The organism is Pseudonocardia sp. ICBG1142 (assembly GCF_020496255.1).
Lineage (GTDB): Bacteria > Actinomycetota > Actinomycetes > Mycobacteriales > Pseudonocardiaceae > Pseudonocardia.
On sequence record NZ_JAHLJC010000030.1, the window covers coordinates 1,891,594 to 1,912,255 of the forward strand.

The 20,662-nt window shown below is 75.6% G+C and carries 18 protein-coding genes; 11 read left to right on the forward strand and 7 right to left on the reverse strand.

Going from position 1 to position 20,662, the window contains the following annotated elements:
• Positions 1–17 precede the first annotated feature (17 nt).
• Complete coding sequence (locus KPL59_RS23220) at positions 18–683, forward strand: DUF3043 domain-containing protein (RefSeq protein WP_226361951.1); 666 nt, start codon at positions 18–20, stop codon at positions 681–683.
• A gap of 24 nt (positions 684–707) precedes the next feature.
• On the opposite strand, the gene KPL59_RS23225 is transcribed toward KPL59_RS23220, so the two are convergent.
• Positions 708–1,322, reverse strand: a complete 615-nt coding sequence (locus KPL59_RS23225) for a VOC family protein (protein ID WP_075307055.1) — start codon at positions 1,320–1,322, stop codon at positions 708–710.
• A 42-nt stretch (positions 1,323–1,364) separates the two neighbouring features.
• Between KPL59_RS23225 and KPL59_RS23235 the strand changes: the two genes are divergently transcribed.
• Together KPL59_RS23235 and KPL59_RS23240 are read left to right on the forward strand one after the other, a co-directional pair.
• Entirely contained in the window at positions 1,365–3,329 is a 1,965-nt protein-coding gene (locus KPL59_RS23235) for a bifunctional adenosylcobinamide kinase/adenosylcobinamide-phosphate guanylyltransferase (protein ID WP_308187933.1), read from the forward strand.
• Positions 3,326–4,150 (forward strand): adenosylcobinamide-GDP ribazoletransferase, encoded by an 825-nt coding sequence (locus KPL59_RS23240; protein ID WP_226361952.1) that lies wholly within the window; start codon positions 3,326–3,328, stop codon positions 4,148–4,150. The genes KPL59_RS23235 and KPL59_RS23240 overlap by 4 nt, the downstream gene beginning before the upstream one ends.
• Positions 4,151–4,166: 16 nt before the next feature.
• Here KPL59_RS23240 and KPL59_RS23245 read toward each other — a convergent pair whose 3' ends face one another.
• Positions 4,167–5,609, reverse strand: a complete 1,443-nt coding sequence (locus KPL59_RS23245) for an FAD-dependent monooxygenase (RefSeq protein WP_226352061.1) — start codon at positions 5,607–5,609, stop codon at positions 4,167–4,169.
• Between the two features lie 115 nt (positions 5,610–5,724).
• Between KPL59_RS23245 and KPL59_RS23250 the strand changes: the two genes are divergently transcribed.
• Positions 5,725–6,714: an Lrp/AsnC family transcriptional regulator gene (locus KPL59_RS23250; RefSeq protein ID WP_226352062.1), complete on the forward strand. Its 990-nt coding sequence runs from the start codon at positions 5,725–5,727 to the stop codon at positions 6,712–6,714.
• A gap of 23 nt (positions 6,715–6,737) precedes the next feature.
• Here the strand turns inward: KPL59_RS23250 and KPL59_RS23255 are convergent, their stop codons facing one another.
• From KPL59_RS23255 to KPL59_RS23265, 3 genes are all read right to left on the reverse strand, one after another.
• On the reverse strand, positions 6,738–7,859 hold the full coding sequence (locus KPL59_RS23255; RefSeq protein ID WP_226352063.1) for a branched-chain amino acid aminotransferase: 1,122 nt from the start codon (positions 7,857–7,859) through the stop codon (positions 6,738–6,740).
• Between the two features lie 64 nt (positions 7,860–7,923).
• On the reverse strand, positions 7,924–9,051 hold the full coding sequence (gcvT, locus tag KPL59_RS23260; RefSeq protein ID WP_226361953.1) for a glycine cleavage system aminomethyltransferase GcvT: 1,128 nt from the start codon (positions 9,049–9,051) through the stop codon (positions 7,924–7,926).
• 19 nt (positions 9,052–9,070) lie between these two features.
• Complete coding sequence (locus KPL59_RS23265; RefSeq protein ID WP_226361954.1) at positions 9,071–10,438, reverse strand: hypothetical protein; 1,368 nt, start codon at positions 10,436–10,438, stop codon at positions 9,071–9,073.
• A 207-nt stretch (positions 10,439–10,645) separates the two neighbouring features.
• Here KPL59_RS23265 and KPL59_RS23270 point away from each other — a divergent pair, with 207 nt between their 5' ends.
• On the forward strand, positions 10,646–12,154 hold the full coding sequence (locus KPL59_RS23270) for a leucyl aminopeptidase (RefSeq protein WP_374111664.1): 1,509 nt from the start codon (positions 10,646–10,648) through the stop codon (positions 12,152–12,154).
• A 6-nt stretch (positions 12,155–12,160) separates the two neighbouring features.
• Here the strand turns inward: KPL59_RS23270 and KPL59_RS23275 are convergent, their stop codons facing one another.
• Positions 12,161–12,733, reverse strand: a complete 573-nt coding sequence (locus KPL59_RS23275) for a hypothetical protein (protein WP_226352067.1) — start codon at positions 12,731–12,733, stop codon at positions 12,161–12,163.
• Between the two features lie 80 nt (positions 12,734–12,813).
• Here KPL59_RS23275 and KPL59_RS23280 point away from each other — a divergent pair, with 80 nt between their 5' ends.
• Positions 12,814–13,677 (forward strand): SDR family oxidoreductase, encoded by an 864-nt coding sequence (locus KPL59_RS23280; protein ID WP_226361956.1) that lies wholly within the window; start codon positions 12,814–12,816, stop codon positions 13,675–13,677.
• 26 nt (positions 13,678–13,703) lie between these two features.
• Here KPL59_RS23280 and KPL59_RS23285 read toward each other — a convergent pair whose 3' ends face one another.
• Positions 13,704–14,111 (reverse strand): oxidoreductase, encoded by a 408-nt coding sequence (locus tag KPL59_RS23285; protein ID WP_226361957.1) that lies wholly within the window; start codon positions 14,109–14,111, stop codon positions 13,704–13,706.
• Positions 14,112–14,312: 201 nt separating this feature from the next.
• On the opposite strand from KPL59_RS23285, the gene lpdA reads away from it, so the two are divergent.
• The 5 genes from lpdA to lipB all read left to right on the forward strand — a co-directional run bounded on the left by lpdA (position 14,313) and on the right by lipB (position 20,662).
• Entirely contained in the window at positions 14,313–15,704 is a 1,392-nt protein-coding gene (gene lpdA, locus KPL59_RS23290) for a dihydrolipoyl dehydrogenase (protein WP_226361958.1), read from the forward strand.
• 54 nt (positions 15,705–15,758) lie between these two features.
• Positions 15,759–17,639, forward strand: a complete 1,881-nt coding sequence (gene sucB, locus KPL59_RS23295) for a 2-oxoglutarate dehydrogenase, E2 component, dihydrolipoamide succinyltransferase (protein WP_226361959.1) — start codon at positions 15,759–15,761, stop codon at positions 17,637–17,639.
• Between the two features lie 137 nt (positions 17,640–17,776).
• Entirely contained in the window at positions 17,777–18,667 is an 891-nt protein-coding gene (locus KPL59_RS23300) for a TIGR01777 family oxidoreductase (RefSeq protein ID WP_060711603.1), read from the forward strand.
• On the forward strand, positions 18,664–19,929 hold the full coding sequence (locus tag KPL59_RS23305) for an NAD(P)/FAD-dependent oxidoreductase (protein WP_226361960.1): 1,266 nt from the start codon (positions 18,664–18,666) through the stop codon (positions 19,927–19,929). Before KPL59_RS23300 ends, KPL59_RS23305 begins: the two co-directional genes overlap by 4 nt.
• Positions 19,930–19,939: 10 nt before the next feature.
• Positions 19,940–20,662 (forward strand): lipoyl(octanoyl) transferase LipB, encoded by a 723-nt coding sequence (gene lipB / locus KPL59_RS23310; protein WP_020623520.1) that lies wholly within the window; start codon positions 19,940–19,942, stop codon positions 20,660–20,662.

Sequence of the window (20,662 nt, forward strand, 5' to 3'; positions counted from 1 at the left end):
CCGTATTGTGAGCTCCTGTGAGGTTCCTGCGCCGCTCCGAGAGTTCCGACCAGGCCGGTCAGTCGGCCGTCGAGTCCCCGGCGGACACGGACGCTGCGGAGACGGAGGACGAGGGCGCGACCCGCTCGCGTCCCCGCACCACCCCCGGCAAGGGCCGGGCGACACCGAAGCGCCGTGACGCCGAAGGCAGGCGGCGCGGCCCCGCGCCGCCCCCGCCGCGCACCCAGCGGGAGGCCGCGAAGCTGGCCCGCGCCACCCGGCCGTCGAAGGACGAGCGCCGGGCGAAGGCGCTGGAGCGCCGCAAGCGGATGGACGCCGGTGACGACCGCGTGCTGCTCCCCCGTGACCGCGGCAAGGTGCGGGCGTACGTGCGTGACATCGTCGACTCGCGCCCGCACGTCATCGGGCTGTTCCTGCCGCTGGCCGCGCTCGTGCTGGTCGCGGCGCTGATCCAGAACCCGATGATCCAGCAGTACGTCACGCTGTTCACGTTCCTGATGCTGATCGTGATGGTCGTCGAGGGCACGCTGCTGGGCATGCAGGTCCTGAAGAAGGCCCGCGCGAAGTTCCCCGACGAGGAGATCAAGGGCCTCGGCACCGGGTGGTACGCGTTCTCCCGCGCCACCCAGCCGCGACGGATGCGGGTGCCCAAGCCGCGCGTCAAGCGCGGCGACACGGTCTGACACGGTCCCGGCGGGCCCCTGCTCTCAGAGCACGAGCGGCCCGCCGGGCAGGTCCAGGACGGCCTGCAGCGACGGCGTCTCCCCCGCGACGACCTCGGCCTCCCCGCCCGCGCCGAGCGCGTCGAGCAGCGCGGTCACCCGCTCCGGCTCCGGGTGGGTCAGGCGCAGCGTCCGCAGGCTCGCCGGGACCGGGAGGTCGGCGGCCGGGTGCCGGGTGGTGCCCCAGTCGATGAGGAACGGCAGCACCCCGCCCGCGTCGTCGGGCGGGAACGCGAGCCGCCACGCCAGGAGCGTGCCGTCCGGGCGTCTGCGGGACATGTCCCGGGCCGGTCCCGGGTCGTGCCCGGCGGCGCGGGCCGCGGCGAGCGCGGCGTCGAGGTCCTCGACGCGCACCGCCCAGGTCACCAGGGCGGGCGCGGTCAGGGTGTCGATCCGGAACGGGCGCGGTGCGCCCGGCTCGTCCTGGGCGGGGTCGGGGCCGACGACCTCCAGGTAGCGGCCCGGCCCGATCCCGGCCAGCCGATTGCGGGTGCCGACACCGACGTGCGGTCCGCCCTCGATCGTGTGGAGATGACGTCCGGCCAGGTCAGCGGCAGTGTCGTCGACGTCGGGGGTGGCCAGGACCAGATGATCGAGCACCTTCGCGACGCTACCGGGGACCGGTAGGACACGATGTGCGGCGTGACTCCTCCCGTCGAACTGCGGACACTCGTCCTCGGGGGCACGCGCTCCGGCAAGTCGCGGCACGCCGAGGAACTGCTCGAGGGGCTGCCCGGCGACGCGGCGGTCCGCTACCTGGCGACCGGTCGGCCGATCCCCGGCGACACCGACTGGGACGCGCGCATCGCCGCGCACGCCGCCCGGCGCCCCGCGCACTGGACCACCGAGGAGGTCGTCGGCACCGAGCTGGCCACCGCCCTCGCCCGGCCCGGCCCGGTGCTGGTCGACGACCTGGCGACCTGGCTGACCGGGGTCCTCGACGACGCCGGCGCCTGGGCCGCCCCGGTCGTGCCCGCCGGCGTCGACGCCGCCGTCGACGGGTTGGTCGCCGCGGTCGCCGCCGCGCCCGGGCCGCTGGTGCTGGTCTCCGCCGAGACCGGGCTGGGCGTGGTGCCGGACACCCGCGCCGGGCGGCTGTTCCGCGACCGCCTCGGCGAGCTGAACGCCGCCGTCGCGCGGGTGTGCGACGACGTCGTGCTGGTGGTGGCCGGGCGGGCGCTCGCGCTGCCCCCGGGTCGCACCGCCGGGACTCCGGCCGTCGCTCCGGCCCCGGTCACCGAGGTTCCGGCCGGGTCCTCGGACGCGGCGGCCCCGGCCTCCGCGGGTCCGGTGTCCGGTGTCCCGACCGGCGACATTCCGGCGGCAGGCACGCCGGCGGCAGAGACCCCGGCAGCAGAGACCCCGGAGCCCGAGGTCCCCGTTGCCGGGGCCGCCGGGGCGGAGGTCGCGGATCCCGCCGGCGACGTCGCCGGCACCCCGGCCGGGGTGCCGGGTGCGGTCGTCCCCGCGACCGGAGCCGCCGCGGGCGCCGTCGCCGGGGCCGCGCCGACGCCCGACTCGGTGTCGGAGTCCGACGTCGAGATCGTCCCGGTCACCGTCGGGCGGCCGGACTCCCGCAGCCGCCGCGAGGCCGTCGCGCTGGTGGACGGGCTCGCGATGCCCACCGGTGGGCTCGGCAGGCTGGGTGAGCTGGGTGTGTGGCTGGCCTCCTGCCAGGGCGTCTGCCCGCCGCAGGCCCCGGTGCACGCCCGGGTGGTGCTGCTCGCCGCCGACCACGGCATCGCCGCGAACGGTGTCTCGGCCTACCCGCCCGAGGTGTCCGCGGTGCGGGCGACCGCCGCCGCGGCCGGACGGCTGCCGGTGACCGTCGCCGCGCGGGCCGCCGGGGCGACCGTGCGGGTCGTCGACGTCGGGCTGGTGTCCGGGGCCGAGGGTGCCGAACCGGGCTGGCTCGTCGCCCACGGCACCGGCCGGATCGACCGCGAGGACGCCCTCGACGGTGAGCGCGCCACCACCGCGTGGCTGACCGGGCGCCGGCTGGCCGACGCCGAGATCGACGCCGGGGCGGACCTGCTGATCCCGGCGACGCTCGCCGTCGGCGTCACGACCCCGGCCGCGACGCTGGTCGCGGCCGTGACCGGGGCCGAGCCGGTCGCCGTCGTGGGGCGGGCGTCGGGGATCGACGACCGCGCCTGGATGCGCAAGGCCGTCGCGATCCGCGACGCGCTGCGCCGGGCGCGTCCGCACCTGCGCGATCCGCTGGCGCTGCTGCGCACCGTCGGCGGCACGGACCTGATCGTGCTCGCCGGTTTCCTCGCCCGGGCCGCGGAGCGGAAGGTGCCCGCGGTGCTCGACGGTCTGGCGGTCGGCGCGGCGGCGCTGCTGGCCGACGAGCTGGCCCCCGGGGCGAAGGACTGGTGGGTCGCGGCGCAGCCGTCGACCGAGCCGGCCGCGACACTCGTCCTGGAGCACCTGTCGCTGGTGCCGCTGCTGGACCTGGCGGTGCGCACCGAGGACGGCACCGCCGCGGTGACGGCGCTGCCGCTGCTGGTGACCGCGGCGCGGCTGCTCGCCGAGACCGGGACGGCGCGCGACACCGGCGTCGTGCCGGGCGACGTGACCGCGGCGGCCGGCGCCGGGCGGTGAGCGGACCCCGGCCGGGTCCCCTCGCCGGGCTCGCGCTGGCGGTCAGCTGGCTGACCGTCGTGCCGGCCCGGGTGCGCACCGCCGACGACGGCGCGCTGCCCGACGGCGTCGCCGCGGCCGCGCTGCGCTGGGCGCCGCTGGTCGGTGCCGGGCTCGGCGTCGCGGGCGGGGCGCTGCTCACCGGTCTGGTCGCGGCCGGGGTGTCCCCGCTGGTCGCGGGCCTGCTCACGGTCGGGGCGGGTGCCCTGGCGACGCGCGGGATGCACATCGACGGCATCGCCGACACCGCTGACGGTCTGGGCAGCTACGGCCCGCCGGAGCGGGCGCTGCGGATCATGGCCGACGGCGGGGCGGGACCGTTCGCCGTCGTCACGCTGCTGGTGGTGCTGGGCGCCCGCGCCGCGGCACTCGCCCAGCTGGTGGCCGCGCCACCGGTCGTCGTGCTGGTGGTCTGTGCGCTGGCCGCGGCGACCGGGCGCGCCGGGTTCTGCTGGGTGGCGCGCCGCGGCACGCCCGCCGCGCGCCCGGGTGGTCTCGGTGCGACGGTCGCCGGGTCACAGCCGGTGTGGGTCGCGCCGCTGTGGTGGGCCGGGCTGGCCTCGGCCGCCACCGTGGCGCTGGCCGCGACGGGTCCGGCGGGCACCGTCGTGACGACGGCGGCCGTGGTGGGGGCGGTCCTGCTCGCGGCACTGCTGGTGGTGGGGCTGGCCCACCACACCCGGCGCCGGTTCGGCGGGATGAGCGGCGACGTGCTGGGCGCGGCCTGCGAGGTGGGCGGCACCGCCGTCCTCGTCGTGCTGGCGGCCGCGCTCCCGGGCTGACGGGCCGTCGGGCGGGTCACCGCGGTTCCCCGAACCAGCGGCCGAGGGCGACGTCGAGGGTCGAGGGGGCGCCGGCCCAGCAGACGTAGCCGTCGGGCCGGACCAGCAGGGCGTCGGTGTCGGCGCCCCGGCCGGCGCGCTGGATCCGGCCGCTCCAGCGGCGCTCCTGCTCGCCGTAGTGGCCCCGGGGATCGACGAGCACACCACGACCGGCGCGCAGGAGCTCGTGGAGCCGGGCCGGACCGAGGTCGACGTCGGGGGCGGGACGACCGACCAGCGGGTGCTCTCCCGCGCCGGGCATCGGATAGCGGACGGTCCGGCCGGAGAGCGTCTCGGTCAGCCTCCGACGCACCTCCGGCAGCGCGGCCAGCTCGACGACGAGGTCCCGGGCCGCCGTGACGCCGGGGGCTCCGGTGCCGGCCCAGTCCATCAGCAGGCTCTGGGCCGCGACGTTGCGCAGGACCGCGGCGCCGACCGGGTGGCGCTCGTCGTGGTAGGTGTCGAGCAGTCCGGGCCCGGCCCAGCCGTGCACGGCGGCGCCGAGCTTCCACCCGAGGTTCATCGCGTCCTGGATGCCGGTGTTCATGCCCTGGGCGCCGAGGGGCAGGTGGACGTGGGCGGCGTCGCCGGCCAGGAACACCCGTCCGTGACGGTAGCGGGCGGCCTGGCGGGCGGCGTCGGTGATCCGGTAGGCGTAGCTGGTCTCCAGCAGCTCCACGGCCGTCCCGTACACCGCCCGCAGGCCGTCGCGGATCTCCTCCTCGGTGACGGGGACGTCGCGGGGCCGCGAGCGTGGCCCGCCCAGGGCCAGGCGGTGCAGTGGGCGCCCCTGCCGGTCGGTGCCGAGGGGGAAGATCTCGGTCCAGGTCCCGTCGTCGCCACGGGTGTGGGTGACGAGCTGGTACTCACCGCTGAGCCGGACGTCGGCAGCGACGACGGTCACCGTCCCCGGAGTGCCGGGGAACGGCTCGTCGAGAAGGGAGCGCACGGTGCTGCGGCCGCCGTCGGCGGCGACGAGCCAGCGTGCGCGCAGTGTGGTGCCGTCGGCGCAGAGGGCGGTGACCGCGTCGTCGTCCTGGGTGAGCGCCGTCAGCTCGCACTCGCGCCGGGCGCGTACGCCGTGCGTGGCGAGGTGCCCCTCCAGCAGCTTCTCGATCTCCACCTGCGGCGCGGTCCGCCACGCCAGCCGCTCATCGGGGTCGTCGAGCCGGATGCCGGCGAAGTGGGCCGGGACCGGCCGGGCGAAGTCCTGGGCGAGCAGGGGCTCCAGCAGGCCTCGCTGGTCGAGCGCCTCCTGGGTGCGGGGCTGGATCCCCCCGGCCTTGGACAGCGTGCTGCGCTCGGCCAACCGGTCGACCAGGACGAACGGCACCTGCGCGAGACACAGCTCCTCGGCCAGTACGAGACCGGTGGGCCCGGCCCCCACCACGACTACCTCGGTGTCCACGGGGTCTGTCATCGGAAGCTCCTCGGGTCGGTGTGTCCGCGTCGAGCCGACTGTTCACCGTGTTCGGTGATCACCGCCGCTCAACCGCACTGATCCGGCGGATTCCGGCGCCGTAGGCTCCGAGATGATGGACGACGACTTCGACGAGATCGACCGTCGGCTGGCGCACGCGCTGGCGCTCGACGGCCGGGCCCCGTTCAGCCTCATCGCGGAGGTGGCGGAGGTCTCCGAGCGGACGGTCGCCCGGCGCTACACCCGGCTGCGCTCGACCGGAACGATCCGGGTCGTGGGCCGCCCGGCCGCCGTCGCGACCGGCGCCGTGGAGTGGTTCCTGCGCGTGCGCTGTGCGCCGTCCGCCGCCGTCGCCGTCGCGGAGGCACTCGCGCGGCGACCGGACACCTCGTGGGTAATGCTCACCTCGGGCGGTACCGAGATCGTGTGCGCAGTGCGCGCCGAACACGACACGGACAGCGAGACGTTGCTGCTCGACCGGCTCCCCCGCACATCACGGGTGGAGGCCGTGAGCGCGCACTCGGTGCTGCACACCTTCTACGGCGGCGCGGAGAGTCCGGTGGCCAAGCTCGGGCCGCTCGACGCGGCTGCCGCCGCCCGCCTGCGACCCGCACCGCCGGACGGACCGGGCGGGCCCGTCCGCCTCGACGACGGCGACCGCGAGCTCGTCGCCGCACTGGCCGACGACGGACGCAGCACCTACGAGCAGCTGGCCGCACGCACCGGCTGGTCCGCCTCGACCGTGCGTCGCAGGCTGCACGAGCTACGTCGCCGCGGAGCGGTTCATCTCGATCTCGATGTCGACCCGCGCCTGTTCGGCCGCGGTGTGCGCACCCTGTGCTGGTTCTCGGTACCGCCGGCAGACCTCGCTCCCGTCGGCGAGGCCCTCGCCGGGCACGCCGAGGTCGCCTTCGCCGCCGCCACCACGGGCCCGACGAACCTGTGCGCCACGGTGCTCTGCGCCGACCAGCAGGGGGTCTACCGATATCTGACCGAGCAGGTCGCGACGCTGCCGTCCGTCGCCCACGTCGAGACGGCGCCGGTGATCCGGATCGTCAAGGAGGTCGGCGGCGGAACCGTGCCCCGGGCACGGCCCCACCACTAGACCGCGCCGCCCGACTGCGCGTCTCAGACCGACGCGGAGGCCGGCACCAGCGTGTGCATCCAGCCGTGCGGGTCCGGGGCCGCACCGCGCTGGATCGCGGTCAGCGCGTCACGCAGCTGCAGGGTGACCGGGCCGGGCTCACCGTTGCCGATGGTCACCTCGCCGCCGCTGTGCTTGACCGTCCCGATCGGGGTGATCACCGCGGCGGTGCCACAGCCGAACGCCTCGGTCAGCACGCCGCTCGCGGCGCCACCGAGCCACTCCTGGCCGGAGATGCGGCGCTCGACCACGGACATCCCGAGGTCCTCTGCCACGGTGATCAGCGAGTCCCGGGTGATGCCGGCGAGCACCGAGCCGCGCAGGTCCGGCGTCGCGATCTCGACCGAGCCGTCGTCGCCGCGGAAGACGAAGAACAGGTTGTTCGAGCCCATCTCGTCGATCCACTGGCGCTCCTCGGCGTCGAGGTAGGCGACCTGGGCGCAGCCGTGCTGGGCGCCGACCGACTGCGGCAGCAGCGACGCCGCGTAGTTCCCGCCGCACTTGGCGGTGCCGGTGCCGCCGAGCGCGGCGCGGGTGTACTCGGTCTCCAGCCACACGTCCATCGGCTGGACCCCACCGGCGAAGTACGGCCCGGCGGGCGAGGCGATGACCGCGTAGAGGTACTCCGACGACGGCCGCACCCCCAGCCCGACCTCGGTCGCGATCATGAAGGGCCGCAGGTAGAGCGAGTCCTCGCCGCCCGCCTCGGGCACCCACTCGGAGTCCACGGCGAGCAGCTCGGACAGCGAGGCGAGGAACAGCTCCTCGGGGAGCTCTGCCATCGCGAGCCGGCGCGCGGAGCCGGCGAACCGGGCGGCGTTGGCGTCGGGGCGGAACGAGGCGATCGAGCCGTCGGGCTGGCGGTAGGCCTTGAGCCCCTCGAAGATCTCCTGCCCGTAGTGCAGGACCATCGACGACGGGTCCAGTGTCAGCGGGCCGTAGGGCACGACCGCCGGGTCGTGCCAGCCGGTCCCGGCGGTCCACCGGATCGTCACCATGTGGTCGGTCATGTACCGGCCGAAACCAGGGGCGGCCAGTACGTCGGCGCGCCGCTGGGGGGACGCCGGGGCGGGGTTGCGGGTCACGGAGAACTTCGGCGCGCTCATGACACGAACGGTATCCCCGGCGTCCATCCGGCAGACAGTCGGATTCCCGACCATCGGAACGGGGTCACCGCACGTGCGAGGGCACCAGGGGCGGCTTCACGACCTCCACCGGCAGCGCACGGCCCCGGACGTCGATCACCAGCGTGTCCCCGACGGCCACCTGCGGTGTGGTGTCGACCAGGGCCAGCGCGATGCCGGTGCGCAACGTCGGCGAGAACGTCCCGGAGGTGACGACGCCGACCGGGTTGCCGCCCTCCCCGTCCAGGACGGTCATGCCCGCCCGCGGGACACCGCGCCCGGTCGCCCGCAGCGCACGTAGCCGCCGCGCCGGGCCCGCCGCGCGCTCGGCCAGCAGCGCGTCGCGGCCCCAGAACGCGGGCTTGTCCCAGCCGACCGCCCAGCCGCTCCCGGCCTGGACCGGGCTGATCTCGGTGGACAGCTCGTGGCCGTGCAGCGGGTAGCCCATCTCGGTGCGCAGGGTGTCCCGCGCGGCGAGCCCGCAGGGCCCGCCGCCGACCGCGCGGACGGCGTCGAGCAGGGCGTCCCACATCGCGGGGGCGGCCCCGGCGGCGAGGACGACCTCGTAGCCGAGCTCGCCGGTGTAGCCGGTGCGGCAGATCCGCACGCCGCCGTCGCCCAGGCCGCCCTCGATGTCGGTGAAGGCCATGTAGTCCAGCCCGGCGACGGCGTCGCCCGCGGCACCGAGCGCCGCGACCAGCGCCTCGCGGGACCGGGGGCCCTGCACCGCGAGCACCGCGAGCTCGCGGTGCCGGTCGGTGATCACGACCCCGGGCGGGGCGTCGGCGGCGAGCGCGGAGACGATCCGGGTGGAGTTCGCGGCGTTCGGGACGAGCAGCAGGTCGTCGTCGGCCGCCAGGTACACGATCATGTCGTCCTCGACGCCGCCGCGGGCGTCGCAGGCCAGGGTGTACTGGGCCCGGCCCGGGCCGATGCGGCCGAGGTCGTTGGTGAGGCAGGCGTTCAGGTGCGCGGCCGCCCCCGGCCCGGTGACCGGGACGGTCCCGAGGTGGCTGACGTCGAACAGTCCCGCCGTCTCCCGGACCGAGGTGTGCTCGGCGACGGTGCCGCCCGGGTAGGAGATCGGCATCGACCATCCCCCGAACTCGCCGAGGGTGGCGTCGAGGGCGACGTGCCGGTCGTGCAGTGGGCTGGGCAGGAGCTCGTCGGTCACGCGCCCGACCCTATCGGCCTCAGGCCGCCTGCTCCTCGGGATCGGTGCGGCGCACGGGTTCCTCGTCCGCGGCACGGGCACGGGAGCGCGCGGTGACCGCGCAGAGCAGCCAGCCCGCGGCGAGCGCCCCGACCGTCGCGAGCAGCGGCCACAGCGGCATCGCCGCGGCGACGACCAGGCACCCCACCCCACCGGCGACGGCGACGACCGCCGCCCGCACCGGGCGCCCCGGCAGCCGGAGCACCGCGGCGTGCACCACCGCGTGGTGGACCAGGGCCGCGACCACGGTGACCACGATCGCCGTCGTCGCGGACAGCAGCAGGGTCATCGCCAGGGTCAGCGCCCCCAGCGTCAGGTCGGCCACCCACGGCGTGCCACGCGACCCGCCCCGCCCCAGGAACGCGGGCAGCTCCCCCTCGCGGGACAGCCGGGCGGCCCCGGCCGCGGCCCGCGAGAGCGCACCGAGCAGCGCGGCGATCGTGGCGGCGGCGGCCCCGATCCGCACCAGCACCCCGACCTGGGCGCTGCTGCTGGTGTCCATCAGTGCGGCCAGCGGAGCCGACGCCGACGCCAGCCCGGACGCCCCGAGCCCGCGCAGCAGCGCCGCCGACAGCAGGAGCAGCAGCAGCGTCGTGATCATGACCGCGAGCGCGGGGGCCCGGCGGATCGCCCGCACCGGGTCCCGCAGGCTGCCACCGAGCTCGGCGACGCGCGACAGACCGGTGAAGGCGAGGAAGACGAACCCGGCGGCCGCGAGCACCCCGAGCGGGCCCGGTTCGATCGCGGCCTGCAGCGTGGCGACGGCCGGGTCGTCGGGCGTCCCGGCGCCGTCGCCGGCGATGCCGGCCCCGGTCGCCGCGGCGGGCATCGCCGAGGACAGCACCGCCTGCGGCCCCTCCGAGCTCAGGCCCACCGCGATCGCGACGGTCAGGGCGAGCAGCGTGCCCACCACCAGACCGCGCGCGGCGCCGTGCGAGATCCGCACCCCGAAGGCGTTCACCGCGACGACGGCGAGCACCGCCACCACCGCGATCGTCACCGGCTGGGTGGGCAGCACGTAGGCACCGAACACCAGTGCCGCCGCCGACCCGGCGGCGACCCGCGAGGTCACCCGCGCGACCGCCCCGAGCCGCAGCGCCGGGGCGGGCAGGTCACCGCGGGCCAGCTCCGGACCGGCCGGGCGGGCGAGCGACAGGTGCGCGGTCGAGGCGACGACGCCGAGCGCGAGCAGCGCGGCGAGCAGCACCCCGAGCGGGAACCAGGTGCCCGCCGACGCCGCAGCGGGCCCGAGTGCGGCGTACAGCCCGGTACCGAACGTCGCCGCGAGGGCGACGACGACCGCGGTCACGGTCGGCATCCGGTACGGGGGGGCGAGGCACCCGTTCACCTTCCCATCCACCCCTGTGCCGCGCGGCGCCGCGGGGGTGTCATTACCATCTCGGTCCGGTCTCGTCGTCCCGCCCGCCACCCGGCTCCCCACCCGCCCGGCGCACAGGACACGCGCACCGGCCACGCAGGGTGAGATCGGGCGAGGCGGAACCACTCGTCCGATACCCACCGTTCCCGTCCGACCCGAGGAGTGCCACCCGTGCCGATCGACGTCCCGACCCTCCCCCAGACCGCCGCGCACAGCGGTGCCGAGACGGAGGCGGTCGTCGACGCCGTCGTGGTCGGTCTGTACGCCCCCGCGGCCGACGCCGCCGACGGCACCGGCCCGGCCCTGGCCGCGGGCGCCGACGGCGTCGACGCCGCGTACTCCGGGGAGCTGCTGGAGCTGCTCACCACCGTCGGCGCGACCGGCAAGGCCGAGCAGGTCGTCTCGCTGCCGACCCGCGGAGCGCTGTCCGCGCCACGGCTGGTCGCGGTCGGTCTGGGCCGCCCGGCCGAGGGACCGAAAGCGTCCGAGGCGGTCCGGCGCGGCGCCGGTGCCGCCGCCCGCGCGCTGGCCGGGACCGGCTCGGCGCTGAGCACGCTGTCCGCGGTCGACGCCGAGGCCGCGGTCGTCGGCGCCGTCCTGGGCGGCTACCGCTTCGACCGGCACCGGACCTCGACCGACGCCGCGGCCGCCCCGGTCGGCAGCTGGTCGTTCACCGGCACCGACGACCGGTCCGTGCAGCGGGCGACGCTGGTCGCCGAGGCCGTCGTCACCGCGCGGGACCTGGTCAACACCGCGCCGAACGTGCTGGTCCCGGAGACCTTCGCGGCGCACGCGGTCGCCCTCGGCGAGCGTGCCGGCCTGGTCACCGAGGTCCTCGACGACGCGCAGCTGCGGGAGAACGGCTACGGCGGCATCACCGGCGTCGGGAAGGGGTCGGCGAACCCGCCGCGGCTGGTCCGCCTGACCTGGAACGGCGGCGCCGCCCCGCCGAAGCGGGTCGCGCTCGTCGGCAAGGGCATCACCTTCGACACCGGCGGCATCTCGCTCAAGCCCAACGCCGGCATGGCCGACATGACCTCGGACATGGGCGGGGCGGCCGCGGTCGTCGCGACCGTCGTGCTGGCCGCGAAGCTGGAGCTGCCGGTCACCGTGACCGCGACCGTGCCGATGGCGGAGAACATGCCGTCGTCGACGGCGTACAAGCCCGGCGACGTGCTGACCATGTTCGGCGGCACCACCGTCGAGGTGCTCAACACCGACGCCGAGGGACGGCTGATCCTCGCCGACGCGATCGTCCGCGCCGCCCAGGACGGCCCCGACTACCTGGTGGAGACCTCGACGCTGACCGGCGCGCAGCTCGTCGCGCTCGGCATGCGCACCGCCGGGGTGATGGGGTCGGACGAGCTGCGCGACCGGGTCGCCGCGCACGGTGCCGCCACCGGCGAGGACGCCTGGGCGATGCCGCTGCCGGAGTACCTGCGCAGCGACCTGGACTCGCGGGTGGCCGACATCAGCAACGTCAGCGGACAGCGGTTCGCCGGGATGCTGCTGGCCGGGGTGTTCCTCAAGGAGTTCGTGCCCGCCGGGCTGCCGTGGGCGCACATCGACATCGCCGGGCCGTCGTTCAACACCGGCGGGCCGCGCGCCTACACCACCAAGGGCGGCACCGGTGTCCCGGTGCGCACCCTGCTGGCGTTCCTGGAGGACGTGGCCGCGAACGGCTGACCGGCCTCAGCGTTCCTGCAACGCGTCCAGCGCGACGGCGAACGCGGCGGCCAGGCGGAAATCGACGCGCGGGTCCGGGACGGCGACGTCGTAGGAGTCGCGCAGCGACCACCGCCGGTCGCTGCTCATCAGCAGGGTGCCGTCGGCGTCGTCGGTGACGTCGAAGTGGTACGGCAGCGGCAGGTTCTCCGCGACCCGGCGCAGCAGCGCGACGCCCAGGCTGCGTTCGCGTCCGGTCGCGGCGATCCCGGGCGCGGTCAGCGTCCAGGTCGAGCGCAGCAGGCTCGCCCCGAACCGCTTGCCGAAGGTGCCGATCACCTGGCCGTGCTCGTCGAACACGTCGTGCTCGGCGCGGACGTCGAGGCGTTGGCGGGCGCGGAAGGAGAACACCGCGCGGGAGCGGCTGTCGTCGGACCAGAAGGTGACCTGCTCCTTGAAGGCGAACCGCTTCTGCTGGGCGAACGCCATGAGCGCCCCCGCGCTGCCGTCGGGGTTCGCGGCGTGCACGTCGTAGCGGTTCACGCCGAGGGTGATCCGCTGGCGGACGAGGAAGCGGGGCAGGTGCATCGCGGCGGTCACGGGTCCGGAGTCTGGCCCTGACGGGCACCGGCCGCGACACCGGGCCGGGGGTTACCCGCGGGTAGGGCATACTGCCGCGCATGAGCCGGCAGCGTCGTCGACACGAGGTCCCCGCGCACTCGCCCCGCTCCGCGGTGGTCACCGGCGCGGCCCGCGGCATCGGCGAGCAGATCGCCCGGGAGCTCGTCGGGCGCGGCTACCGGGTGCTGGTCACCGACCTCGACGAGGCAGCGGCACGGGCCACCGCGGCCCGGATCGGGGCGGCCGCCGGCACCGCCTGCGACGTCACCGACCCCGCGGCGTCCGCGGCGGCGGTGGCCCGGGCCCGCGAGCTCGCGCCGCTGGGCGCCTGGGTGAGCAACGCCGGCGTCGGGTTCGACGGCACCGTCACCGACATCGCCGAGGACCGGGCCCGCGCGCTGGTCGAGGTCAACCTGCTGGGCCCGATCTGGGGTGCCCGGGCCGCGGTGACCGCGTTCCGCGAGCAGGCCGACGCGGGGACCACCCGGGGCGGCGAGATCGGCGTGACCGTGTCGCTGTCCGGCCTCGGGCCGGTACCGGGACTGTCGGTGTACGCGGCGTCGAAGGCAGGCGCGCTGTCGCTGGTGTCCGCGCTGGCCTCGGAGGTGCGCCGGGAGGGCATCGGGGTGCACGCGGTGTGCCCGGACGGGGTGAACACCGAGCTGCTGCGGTCGATGACGCCCGGCGGCCAGGGCCAGGCGCTCGTGCGGTCCGGGGTGCTGGTCACCCCCGAGCAGGTCGCGACGGCGCTGGTCGCGACGGCGCTGGTCGGGATGTTCGGGACCGGCCGGGTCTACCGGACGCTGCCCGCCTGGCGGGGTGCGCTGCTGCGGCTCACCGCGCTGGCCCCCGGGCCCGCGCTGCGCCTGGAGCCCGCGATGCGCGCGCTCGGCGAGCGACGCGCCCGCTCACTGCGCCCCTGACCCGGGGCCCACCTACATCCGCACTGTCAGGCGTCGCGGTCCTTCGCCCGCAGCTCGCGCAGCATCCGCTCCTGGCGCTCGCGCTTGCGCAGGACGCGGTCGCGGGCGTCGTGCTCGCGCATCCGGTTCGGGTAGCCGACGAGCTGCACGTCGTAGATCGGCATCTGCAGCGACCGGGCCAGCTTCTTCGCCGCGTTCGGGCTCGCGACCCGCCTGCGGGTCCACTCGCCGTCGTGCGCGACGAAGACCACGGTCGTCTCCGTCACCGTGGTGCGGGGCTCGACGAAGGCCTCGACCCCGATCCGGGCGGCCGACCACGCACGCAGGTGCGCCTCCCCCTCCGCGTACGCGCCACGCCTCCCCCCGGAGCCGGATCCCCGGCCGGACCTGGCACCCGACGGTCCCCGTGACCGGAACAGGTCGAGCAGACCCATGCGCGTCATCCTCTCCTCGATCCGGTCCCACCCCTACGAACCGGACACGGTAGCTCCAGGTGCCCAACGAACGGGATCACCGTTTTGCTCCCGACACCCCAGTGGCGCAGCCGCGACCGGATGACAAGATGGTCGCCGCGTAGCGGGGTCCCGTCCGGCGGAGCCGGTCCACCGGCGGTGACCCCCGGAGGGAGCTGATCGGTGTCCGACCCGGGCGCTCGTTCCGCCGACCTGGTGATCCTGGGTGGCGGCTCCGGTGGCTACGCCTGCGCGCTGCGGGCCGCGGAGCTGGGCCTGTCGGTGGTCCTGGTCGAGAAGGACAAGCTCGGCGGCACCTGTCTGCACCGCGGCTGCATCCCGACCAAGGCACTGCTGCACGCGGCCGAGGTGGCCGACCACGCCCGGGACGGCGCGCAGGTCGGCGTCCGGTCCACCTTCGACGGCGTCGACATGGCCGGGGTGAACGCCTACAAGGACGGCGTGGTCTCCCGGCTGTACACGGGACTGCAGGGCCTGGTCGCCTCCCGCGGGATCACCGTGGTGCCCGGCGCGGGCACCCTGGAGGGCCCCGGCACCGTCCGGGGGGGCGACGAGCGGATCACCGGCCGCCACGTCGTGCTCGCCACCGGCTCCTACGCCCGGTCGCTGCCCGGCCTGGAGCTCGACGACCGCATCGTCACCTCCGACGCCGCGATCTCCCTCGACGAGGCCCCGCGCCGGGTCGTGGTGCTCGGCGGCGGCGTGATCGGCGTCGAGTTCGCCAGCGTCTGGCGCTCGTTCGGGGCCGAGGTCACGGTCGTCGAGGCGCTGCCGCGGCTCGTGCCCAACGAGGACGAGTTCTGCTCGACCCAGCTCGCGCGGGCGTTCCGGCGTCGCCGGATCACCACCCGCACCGGGGTGCGGCTCGCGACGGCGACCCGCAGCGGCGACACCGTCACCGTGTCGCTGGAGTCCGGTGAGGAGATCGAGGCCGACCTGCTGCTGGTCGCGGTCGGCCGCGGCCCCAACACCACCGGTCACGGCTTCGCCGAGGCCGGCGTCGCGATGGACGGCGGATTCGTGACCGTCGACGAGCGGCTGCGCACCAACCTCGACGGCGTGTACGCCGTCGGGGACGTCACCCCCGGCCTGCAGCTCGCCCACCGCGGCTTCGCCCACGGGATCTTCGTCGCCGAGGACGTCGCGGGGCTGGCGCCCCGCCCGGTCACCGACGACGGCATCCCGCGCGTCACCTACTGCGACCCCGAGGTCGCCTCGGTCGGGCTGGCCGAGCAGGCCGCGCGGGACCGCCACGGCGAGGTGCACACCCTGACCTACGACCTGGCGGGCAACGGGAAGTCGCAGATCCTGAAGACCTCCGGGGCGGTCAAGCTCGTCGCCCAGGGACCCGCCGGACAGGGCGGACGCATCCTCGGCGTACACATGGTGGGCTCCCGGATCGGGGAGCTCGTCGGGGAAGCGCAACTGGTCTACAACTGGGAGGCTCTGCCCACCGACGTCGCCGCCCTGATCCACGCCCATCCCACGCAGAGCGAGGCCCTCGGAGAGGCCCACCTCGCACTGGCCGGGAGACCGCTGCACACCCACGGCTGATCCCGGCCCCCACGACCCGAACACCCACGCGGAACAAGAGGAGCTCCACCCGACATGGCCGTCACCGTTGAGATGCCCGCCCTGGGCGAGAGTGTCACCGAGGGCACCGTCACCCGCTGGCTCAAGGCCGAGGGCGACACCGTCGAGGTCGACGAGCCGTTGCTCGAGGTCTCGACCGACAAGGTCGACACGGAGATCCCGTCGCCCGCCGCGGGCGTGCTGAAGCGCATCATCGCGGGCGAGGACGACACCGTCGAGGTCGGCGGTGAGCTCGCCGTGATCGGCGACGCCGACGAGGCCGACGGCGCCGGTTCCGACTCGTCCTCCGAGCAGGCCTCCTCCGAGAAGGCCGAGGAGCCCGCGGAGACCGAGCCCGAGCAGGCCGAGGAGGAGGCCCCGAAGCCGTCCTCCGGTGGCTCGTCGTCCGGTGGGGGCTCCGGCACCCCGGTGACGATGCCCGAGCTCGGTGAGTCGGTCACCGAGGGCACCGTGACCCGCTGGCTCAAGCAGGTCGGCGACGCCGTCGAGGTCGACGAGCCGCTGCTCGAGGTCTCCACCGACAAGGTCGACACCGAGATCCCCTCGCCGGTCGCGGGCACCGTGCTCGAGCACACCGTCGCCGAGGACGAGACCGTCGAGGTCGGCGCGCAGCTCGCGCTGGTCGGCGACGGCTCCGCCGCCCCGGCGCAGGACGAGGCGCCGAAGCAGGAGAAGGCGCCCGAGAAGAAGGAGGAGCCGAAGAAGGAGGCTCCGAAGGCCGAGCCGAAGGCCGAGCCGAAGGCCGAGCCGAAGGCCGAGCCGAAGGCCGAGCCGAAGGCCGAGCCGAAGGCCGAGCCGAAGGCCGAGCCGAAGGCCGAGCCGAAGGCCGAGCACCCCAAGGCCGAGGAGAAGCAGGAGAAGGCCCCGGCCGGCTCCGAGGACTCCCCCACCGGGAGCATCGAACCCTCCTCGAACGGCTCTTCGGGCGAGAAGCCCTACGTGACCCCGCTGGTGCGCAAGCTGGCCCAGGAGCACGGCGTCGACCTCGACTCGGTCACCGGCTCCGGCGTCGGCGGCCGAATCCGCAAGCAGGACGTCCTCGCCGCCGCCGAGCAGGCGAAGGCCCCCGCGAAGGAGACGCCGGCCGCCGCGTCCGCCCCGGCTGGGCAGCCCGCCTCCGGTGGCGCGCCGAAGACGCCGCAGGCCGTCCCGACCCGCGCGGACGACGCGCCGGAGCCGGGCACCACGGTCAAGCTCCCGCGCCTGCGCCAGGTCATCGCGCAGCGGATGAACGAGTCGCTCGCCACCTCGGCGCAGCTGACCACCGTCCAGGAGGTCGACCTCACCCGCATCGTCAAGCTGCGGAACCGGGTCAAGGAAGACTTCAAGCGCCGCGAGGGCGCCAACCTCACCTTCCTGGCCTTCATCGCCAAGGCGACCATCGAGGCACTCAAGGCGTACCCGTCGCTGAACGCCTCCATCTCCGAGGACAACAAGCAGGTCACCTACCACGGCTCGGTCCACATGGGCATCGCCGTGGACACCCCGCGCGGCCTGCTCGTCCCGGTGATCAAGGACGCCGACGACCTGTCGCTGGCCGGGATCGCCAAGAAGATCGCCGACGTCGCGGCCCGCACCCGGGCCTCGAAGATCGGCCCGGACGAGCTGTCCGGCGGCACCTTCACGATCACGAACATCGGGTCCGCCGGCGCGCTGTTCGACACGCCGATCATCAACCAGCCCCAGGTCGCCATCCTGGGCACCGGCGCGATCTCGAAGGAGCCGAAGGTCGTCACCGGCCCCGAGGGCGACGACGTCATCGCCGTCCGCTCGGTGTGCTTCCTGCCGATGACCTACGACCACCGCCTGGTCGACGGCGCCGACGCCGGCCGCTTCCTGTCCGCGGTGAAGGCCCGTCTGGAGGAGGGCGCCTTCGAGGCCGAGCTCGGCCTGTAGGCACCCCGCACGACACACGGCGGCCCGTCCCGGTTCCCCGGGGCGGGCCGCCGTCGTCACCGGTCCGGGTGACCGGTGACGACGGTCGCGGTATGTCCGGCTCGCGCGTCCGCCCGGGACCGGGAAGGATCTCCGCCGTGCGAGTCGTCGTGGCCGGTTCGTCCGGACTCATCGGAACAGCCCTGGTCGCCCACCTGAGGGGCGCGGGGCACGAGGTGCTGCGCCTGGTGCGGCGCACCCCCGCCGCCCCCGACGAGCGCGGCTGGGACCCACCGGCCGGCACCCTGCAGGACGGCACCCTCGACGGTGTCGACGCGGTCGTGAACCTCAACGGCGCCGGCATTGCCGACCGGCCGTGGACCGGCGCCCGCAAGCAGCTGATCCGCGACTCGCGCAACGTCCCCACCGAGGTCCTCGCCGAGGCCGTGGCCCGGCACCGGGTCCCGGTGCTGGTCAGCGGCTCGGCCGTCGGCTACTACGGCGACACCGGCCAGGTCGTCGTCGACGAGTCCGCGCCGTCGGGCTCGGGGTTCCTCGCCGACGTCTGCCGCGACTGGGAGGCCGCCACCGCCCCCGCCGGGGACGCCGGCGCCCGGGTGGTGCTCGTCCGCACCGGTCTGGTCCTGTCCCCGTCCGGTGGGCTGCTCGCGATGCTGCGCCCGCTGTTCAAGGGCTTCCTCGGCGGGCGGATCGGCAAGGGCACCCAGTACATGCCCTGGGTCTCGCTCGACGACCAGGTCGCCGCGATCCGGTTCGCCGTCGAGACCGAGTCGCTGTCCGGCCCGGCGAACGTGACCGGCCCGGTACCGGTCACCAACGCCGAGTTCACCAAGGAGATGGCCGCCGCCGTCGGGCGTCCCGCGCCGTTCCCGGTCCCCGGCCCGGTCATCTCCACCGTGCTCGGCGAGATGGGCCGCGAGATGCTGCTCGGCGGTCAGCGGGCGGTGCCGGCGGCACTGCTCGACGCCGGGTTCCAGTTCCGCCACCACACCATCGGCGACGCGCTCTCGGCCGCGGTCGGGTCATGACCCCGTCCGGGGTCGACGTCCTGGTGGTCGGGGCGGGCCTCGCCGGCCTGCGCGCGGCCACCGTCCTGCACCGGCGCGGGCTGACCGTGCGCGTGCTGGAGGCCGCCGACCGGGTCGGCGGCCGGATGGCGACCGACGTCGTCGACGGGTTCCGCTGCGACCGCGGGTTCCAGGTGCTGAACAGCTCCTACCCCGCGCTGCACGCCGCACTCGCCCCGCACGGGCTCGACACCCTGGGCGCGCGGGCGTTCGAGCCCGGGACCGCCATCCGGGCCGGCGACGGCGAGCTGCACCGCTTCGTCAACCCGCTGCGCCGGCCCGCGTCCGCCCCGGCCACCGCGCTGGACGACCTGTTCGGCCCGATCGACAAGGCCAAGCTCGTCGCGTGGACGGCGAAGGTGCTGGCCTCGCCGCCGTCGCGGACCGCGACGCTCGTCGGCTCCTCCGCCGCCCAGGACCTCGACGCCGCGGGCCTCGGCGGCGCGATCACCGACCGGTTCCTGCGCCCCTTCCTGTCCGGGGTGCTCGCCGAGACGGCGCTGGAGACCTCGACCGCGTTCGTGCGGCTGGTGTGGCGCAGCTTCGCCCTGGGCACGATCGTCGTCCCCGACGACGGCATGGAGGCACTCCCCCGGCGCCTCGCCACGGCCCTGCCCGAGGGCACGGTGACGCTCGGGACCCGGGTGCACGCCGTCCGCGGCGGACCCGCGCCCGAGCTGGACACCGGCGGCGGCACCCTGTCGGCGCGCGCGGTCGTCGTCGCGGCGGACCCGCGGACTGCCGCCGCGCTGCTGCCCGGGGTCGCCGAGCCGCGGATGAACGCGCTGACCACGTTCTTCCACGTCCCGCCGCAGGCCCCGACGGCCGCTGCGCTGCTGCACCTGGACGGCACCGGCGGGCCGGTCGTCAACACGATGGTGCTGACCGCGGCCGCGCCGGGCTACTCCGCCGACGGGCGCCCGCTGGTGGCGTCGTCGATCGTCGGGACCCCGGGATCCACCGGGCTCGACGAGCCCGCGGTGCGTCGCGAGCTGGCCCGGATCTGGGGGGTCGGCACCGACGACTGGCTGCACCTGCACACCGCCCAGGTCGACGAGGCGCTGCCGCTGTTCGAGGCGGGGCGCCCGGTCCGCCGCGACGTCGACCTCGGGGAGAACCTGTTCGTCGCGGGCGACCACCGCGACACACCGTCCACCCAGGGGGCGCTGGTGAGCGGTCGCCGGGCCGCGCAGGCCGTCCTCGCCCGGCTGGGTGCGGCGTAGGCTCGCCGCCATGGCCGCTCCGCACCTGTCCTGCCGCGCCCGCACCGACGACGTCCGGGTCGACCGGCTCGGACGGGTTGAGTACCAGGCGGCGTGGGACACCCAGAAGGCGCACGCGCAGGCCCGCAAGAACGGCGGGCCGGACGTGCTGATGCTGCTGGAGCACCCGCCCGTCTACACCGCGGGCCGGCGCACCCGGCCGGAGGACCGGCCCACCGACGGCACCCCGGTCGTCGACGTCGACCGGGGCGGACGCATCACCTGGCACGGGCCGGGGCAGCTCGTCGGCTACCCGATCGTCGCCCTCGGCGAGCCGATGGACGTCGTGGACTACGTCCGCCGCCTGGAGGAGGCCCTCATCCGGGTCTGCCACGACCTCGGCGTCACCGACGCGGGCCGCGTCGAGGGACGGTCCGGTGTGTGGCTGCCCGCGCAGGGCTTCACCCCCGAGCGCAAGGTCGCCGCGATCGGCGTCCGGATCGCCGGCGGGGTCACCCAGCACGGCTTCGCGATCAACTGCGACGCCGACCTGGGCGACTTCGGCAGGATCGTGCCGTGCGGGATCGCCGACGCCGGTGTGACCACGCTGAGCGCGGAGCTGGACCGTGCGGTGACCGTCGACGAGGTCGCCGGCCCGGCGGCCGCCGCCGTGCTGGACGCGCTCGACGGGCGGCTGCCGGTGACCGAGCACCCGGTCGTCCGCCAGGTCGACCTGATGTCCGGCCTGGGCTGA